Source organism: Aeromonas sp. QDB18 (assembly GCF_027705325.1).
Taxonomy (GTDB): Bacteria; Pseudomonadota; Gammaproteobacteria; order Enterobacterales; family Aeromonadaceae; genus Aeromonas; species Aeromonas caviae.
Window position 1 is genome coordinate 1 of the sequence record NZ_JAPDBQ010000196.1, and the last position, 6,046, is coordinate 6,046.

At 61.2% G+C, this 6,046-nt stretch carries 4 protein-coding genes; 3 read left to right on the forward strand and 1 reads right to left on the reverse strand.

The genetic code is table 11. From position 1 onward, the window contains the following. Positions 1-185: 185 nt before the first annotated feature. Positions 186-1,136, reverse strand: coding sequence for a transaldolase (gene tal, locus OKC30_RS19465; protein ID WP_010673859.1), 951 nt, complete (start codon positions 1,134-1,136; stop codon positions 186-188). A gap of 725 nt (positions 1,137-1,861) precedes the next feature. On the opposite strand from tal, the gene OKC30_RS19470 reads away from it, so the two are divergent. The 3 genes from OKC30_RS19470 to OKC30_RS19480 all read left to right on the forward strand — a co-directional run bounded on the left by OKC30_RS19470 (position 1,862) and on the right by OKC30_RS19480 (position 5,995). Continuing rightward, positions 1,862-3,292, forward strand: a complete 1,431-nt coding sequence (locus OKC30_RS19470) for an alanine/glycine:cation symporter family protein (RefSeq protein ID WP_104455510.1) — start codon at positions 1,862-1,864, stop codon at positions 3,290-3,292. 179 nt (positions 3,293-3,471) lie between these two features. Continuing rightward, positions 3,472-4,623 carry a CMY-1/MOX family class C beta-lactamase gene (gene blaMOX / locus OKC30_RS19475; protein ID WP_160839033.1) on the forward strand — a complete coding sequence of 384 codons (1,152 nt, stop codon included), beginning with the start codon at positions 3,472-3,474 and terminating at the stop codon, positions 4,621-4,623. A 292-nt stretch (positions 4,624-4,915) separates the two neighbouring features. Then, positions 4,916-5,995: an MdtL family multidrug efflux MFS transporter gene (locus OKC30_RS19480; RefSeq protein ID WP_270809761.1), complete on the forward strand. Its 1,080-nt coding sequence runs from the start codon at positions 4,916-4,918 to the stop codon at positions 5,993-5,995. Positions 5,996-6,046 lie beyond the last annotated feature (51 nt).

Below are 6,046 nucleotides of genomic sequence, written 5' to 3' on the forward strand. Positions count from 1 at the left end.
GATGTGGAGCGGGTGATGTCACTTTGTAGCCGAGATTGGATAAAACTGACCTAATGTTTAATCCGATTGGTATTATGACGAAGTTGTGACAACCGGAAACAGGCACAAAAAAACCGGGCTGCCCTTGCGGGAGCCCGGTTTTTGCGGCGCCACTTCGCTCTGTGAGAGCCGTGTGGCGAGCGGCCTTACAGGTGGCTTGCCAGCATGGTTTCCAGCTTGCCCTGGTCGATGGCGAACAGGCGGATGCCTTCCCCCAGTTTCTCGACGGCCATGGCGTCCTGGTTCAGCTCCCAGCGGAATTCGGCTTCGGTCATCGGGGCCGGTTTGGCTGTGCGCTCGCCGGTGTAGTCCAGCTTGCGCACCACGGTGCCTTCAGCCTTGCTCAGCTCTTCCAGCAAAGCGGGGCCAATGGTCAGGCGGTCGCAGCCGGCCAGTTCCAGGATTTCGCCGGTGTTGCGGAAGCTCGCGCCCATGACCACGGTCGGGTAGTCGTGCTGCTTGTAGTAGTTGTAGATGGCGGTGACGGAGACCACGCCCGGATCTTCACTGGCGGTGTAGTCACGGCCGTTCTTGGCCTTGTACCAGTCGAGGATGCGGCCCACGAAGGGGGAGATGAGGAAGGCGCCGGCTTCGGCACAGGCACGAGCCTGGGCGAAGGAGAACAGCAGGGTCAGGTTGCACTGGATACCCTCTTTCTCCAGCACCTCGGCGGCACGGATCCCTTCCCAGGTGGAGGCCAGCTTGATCAGGATGCGATCATTGCTGATGCCGGCTTCGTTGTAGAGGCGGATCAGCTTGCGGGCCTTGGCGATGCTGGCGTCGGTGTCGAAGGAGAGGCGGGCGTCCACTTCGGTGGAGATGCGACCCGGGACGATTTTCAGCACTTCGAGGCCGATGTTGACCGCCAGCTTGTCGCCTGCGTCGATGATTTGCTGTGCCTTGTCCTGGCTCTGGGATTTGGCCCAGGCAATGGCGTCCTGGATCAGGGCTGCGTACTCGGGGATCTCGGAGGCCTTGAGTACCAGAGAGGGGTTGGTGGTGGCATCGATGGGCTGGTAGCGCTTGATGGCTTCGATGTCGCCGGTATCGGCAACCACTGTGGTCAGGGCTTTCAGCTGGGTCAATTTATCGGCCATGGCAAATATCATCTCTTTATGAGGGAGCAATCCCAGGGTGGCGGGCATGAGACGGCAGTTCTGAAATTAAATTACAAAATCCCGGCGGCTCAGGCTCAGAAAGGGGCGATGGGCAGGCCCCATCGTCATTGCCTGCCTAATTAATACGGATGTGGCGCATCCTGCAATAGGGGGGCTTGTATGCGAATCAGCCAGGTGGTGAAAGCGGTACCGGCTGTCGAGTGAAAGTGTTTGATAAAAAACGAGTTTTATTCATGGTGTGGCGGCTGGCTCCGACATGGAAAAGCGCAATTATTTTGGTGGATTCATGAATTTGTGCGGGAGGTCACATAAATAGTTCTGTCAGCTACTTGAAATTTAATTACGTGTAAAACGTTTTGCGTTACAACCCCTTGCCGATGGGGCATGAGAGGCAAACGCTTGTCTCCCTGATGTCGTTTCACTCAGCGGTTTTTACCCCCATGGGATGAGTTGTAAAATGGTTCTCTATTGGCTCTAATTTGTAAGGGCGCTGGGTAGCGCATCAATTTTTGTTGATTTATTGCGTGCTAAATGAAGCTTTTTTGCATCAGATTACTCGTTTTTTGTCTCCCCAGTGAGCCCTGTCACTATTCTGAATTCCCTCCCTATGCTAGATTCCGCCCCTTCGGCGCAATGCTGGTTCGGAAATTGACAGAGAGCGGTCAGCGCAGACTGGCCATGGATGTGATAACAACGAGAGAATTATGGACACCTTGATTGCAATGATTAACGACCTGATGTGGGGAGCCGTGCTCATTTACCTGCTGATCGGGGTCGGTATCTTCTTTACCTTCCGCCTGGGCTTTATCCAGATCCGCCACTTCGGCCACATGTTCTCGGTCCTGCGCAACAGTCGCAAATCCGACAGCGCCGGCATCTCCTCCTTCCAGGCTCTGTGTACCAGCCTGGCGGCACGCGTCGGGACGGGCAATCTGGCCGGTGTGGCCGTCGCCATCTATCTGGGTGGCCCTGGCGCCGTCTTCTGGATGTGGCTGATCGCCTTCATCGGCATGGCCACCGCCTTCGTGGAGAGCACCCTGGCCCAGCTCTACAAGGTCAAGGATGAGGATGGCAACTACCGGGGCGGTCCCGCCTACTACATGGAACGCGGCCTCGGCATGCGCTGGATGGGGGTGGTCTTCTCCCTCTGCCTGCTGCTGGCCTTCGGTCTGGTGTTCAACGCGGTGCAGGCCAACTCTATCAGCCTGGCCATGAACGTCGCCTTCGGCATCCCTGACTGGGTGAGCGGTCTGGCCCTGGTGGTGCTGTCCGGCCTCATCATCTTCGGCGGCATCCGCGGCATCGCCCGTTTCGCCGAGCTGGTGGTGCCCTTCATGGCGCTCGCCTACATCCTGATGGCGCTGTTCGTGGTGGCCATGAACATCAGCGAGCTGCCCGGCGTGCTGGCCCTGATCATCAAGTCTGCCTTCGGCATCGAGCAGGCGGGTTCCGGCGCCATGGGCTATGCCATCTCCCAGGCGATGATCAACGGCATCAAGCGCGGCCTCTTCTCCAACGAGGCGGGCATGGGCTCTGCCCCCAACGCTGCCGCCACCGCCACCCCCTATCCGCCGCACCCGGCCTCCCAGGGTTATGTGCAGATGCTGGGGGTCTTCCTCGATACCATCGTCATCTGTACCTGTACTGCCGCCATCATCCTGATGTCCGGCCAGTTCGAGCCGGGTTCCGGCGTGACCGGTGTCGAGCTGACCCAGCGCGCGCTCTCCTCCCAGGTGGGCGGCGGTGGCAACATCTTCATCGCAGCGGCCATCTTCTTCTTCGCCTTCACCTCCATCGTGGCGAACTACTCCTATGCGGAGACCAACCTGGTGTTCCTCGAGCACAACCACAAGGGCGGCCTGATGCTGTTCCGGATGTTCGTGCTGGGCATGGTGATGTTCGGCTCCGTGGGCGAACTGCCGACCGTGTGGGCTCTGGCGGATGTCTCCATGGGGCTGATGGCCATCGTCAACCTGGTGGCCATCCTGCTGCTCTCCGGCGTCGCCATCAAGCTGGCCAAGGACTACAACGACCAGCTCAAGGTGGGCCGCGTGCCGACCTTCGATGCCAACAAATACCCCGAGCTGCGTAGCCAGCTGGAAGAGGGGATCTGGGACAACCCGGGCAAGAAATAAGCCTGCGTTGCAAGGTGATTGAAGGGGAGCCATGGCTCCCCTTTTTCATGGGTAAAAAGAGGGGGCGGCTTCACACTGACTTCACAGAGCCTCATCGGCAGCACACCTCGCGGGACTATGCTGGGTTCATCACTCGCCGCCATGGCGATACCTTGCTAACGACAGTCAGGAGACATGCAATGCAACAACGACAATCCATCCTGTGGGGCGCTCTGGCCACCCTGATGTGGGCCGGTCTGGCTCATGCCGGTGACAAGGCGGCGACCGATCCCCTGCGCCCCGTGGTGGATGCCAGCATCCGGCCGCTGCTCAAGGAGCACAGGATCCCGGGCATGGCGGTGGCCGTGCTCAAGGATGGCAAGGCCCACTATTTCAACTACGGTGTGGCCGATCGGGAGCGCGCAGTCGGTGTCAGCGAGCAGACCCTGTTCGAGATAGGTTCCGTGAGCAAGACCCTGACCGCGACGCTGGGGGCCTACGCCGTGGTGCAGGGGGGCTTCGAGCTCGATGACAAGGCGAGTCTGTTCGCCCCCTGGCTCAAGGGATCCGCCTTTGACAACATCACCATGGGGGAGCTGGCTACCTACAGCGCGGGCGGCTTGCCGCTGCAATTCCCCGAGGAGGTGGATTCGCTCGAGAAGATGCAGGCCTACTACCGCCAGTGGACCCCAGCCTACTCGCCGGGTTCCCATCGCCAGTACGCCAACCCCAGCATCGGGCTCTTTGGCTATCTGGCGGCGAGCAGCATGAAGCAGCCGTTCGATCGCCTGATGGAGCAGACGATCCTGCCGGGGCTTGGCCTGTACCATACCTACCTCAATGTGCCCGAGCAGGCCATGGGGCACTACGCCTACGGCTACTCGAAGGAGGACAAGCCCATCCGCGTCACTCCCGGCATGCTGGCGGACGAGGCCTACGGCATCAAGACCAGCTCGGCGGATCTGCTGCGCTTTGTGAAGGCCAACATCAGCGGGGTGGATAATGCGGCCATGCAGCAGGCCATCGATCTGACTCACCAGGGCCAGTATGCGGTGGGGGAGATGACCCAGGGACTGGGCTGGGAGCGTTACCCCTATCCCGTCAGCGAGCAGACGCTGCTGGCGGGCAACTCCCCGGCGATGATTTACAATGCCAACCCGGCGGCGCCCGCGCCCGCTGCAACAGGGCACCCTGTGCTCTTCAACAAGACCGGCTCGACCAACGGCTTCGGGGCCTATGTGGCCTTCGTGCCGGCCAAAGGGATCGGCGTCGTTATGCTGGCCAATCGCAACTACCCCAACGAGGCGCGCATCAAGGCGGCCCACGCCATCCTGACGCAACTGGCCAGGTAATGGAGCGCCTTCGCTGAGCCTTGAGGGCACGCCGCATCGCGGCGTGCCCGTTACCTCGGACCCGACCCCTCAAGGGCGACCTGGCAGGGGGCGGGTCGATGAGCATGCCAATCCGGACCTCTCCTGCGGGAGATGTCCGGATTGGCATCCACCGAGTGCCATCTCGTCACTAGGCCCCGGCAGGCCGCCTGCTCTATAGTGCCCGGCATCTTCCTCTGCTTTTGCAGGATTGAGTTGTCAATCTCGCTGACAGCGCACCTGTGATGGTGAAACCTGCTGCTATGGAGCCTTCATGGGTATGTTTCTGCTGTGTACTTTTCTGATGATCATCCTCTATCCCCTCGGGATCGATCTCTATCTGGTGGCCGTCCCCCGCATTGCGCAAACCCTGCAGGGGAGCGAGGCGCAGATCCACACCGCTTTTTCCATCTATCTGCTGGGCATGGCGGCTACCGTGCTGCCGGGGGGCATGCTGGCGGATCGCCATGGCAGGCGCCCCGTGGTACTGGGGGGCGCCCTCATCTTCGTGGTCGCCTCCCTGGTGGCGGCGGAGGCGACCGGCATCGCCCAGTTTTATCTGGGGCGTTTCTGGCAAGGGGTGGGCGCTGGAGCGCTCTACATCATGACCTTCACCGTGCTGCGGGATGTGCTGAGCCAGGCGCGCCTCGCGATGGCTCTCTCCCTCATCAACGGCGTGATCTGCGTCATTCCGGTGCTGGCTCCCGTACTCGGTTATCTCATCCTGTCGCACTTCGAGTGGCGCGGCATCTTCGTGGGCATGGCGCTGGTGGCCGCCATCAGTGCCCTGGTCAACCTGCGACTGCTCAAGGAGACCCGCCCCGCCCGCCAGCCTGCGGGGGCATCGCCGCTGGCCCTGCTGGGCACGGCCCCCTTCATGCAGCGCGCCTTGCTGACCAGCGCCAGCGTGGCCGCCATCCTGGTCTATGTGAGCGTCTCGCCCTTCGTCCTGATGACCACGTTCGGCCTGCCTCCCGAGCAGTACACCCGGCTGATGATGGCGATGGCCGGGGTGAGCATGTCCGCTTCCTTCCTGACCCCCTTGCTGCTGCGCTGGCTCGGCAAGGCAAGGGTGCTGGCGCTCTCCCATCTCGCCTACCTGCTGGCTTTGCTCGCCCTGTTGTGCAGCAGCGGGCCCGAAGGCGGCCTGTCCTGGCTGCTGGCAGGGTGTGCCCTGGTCTGCATCGGTTTTTCCTGCGGGTTCGGGGTGGCGATGGGGGAGGCGCTGGATGTGTGCGGGGATCAGGTGGCATCGGCCAGTGCCCTGCTCTGCATCATGCAGATAGGGTTGTCCGGGCTCTTCATCTGGGGGATGGGCCATCTGGGGAGTAACCGTTCACCGGGAGGATGTTGACAACAACTCTTCCGGGAGCGGGTAGTCTGTTTTCTCTATGCAGGCACTGAC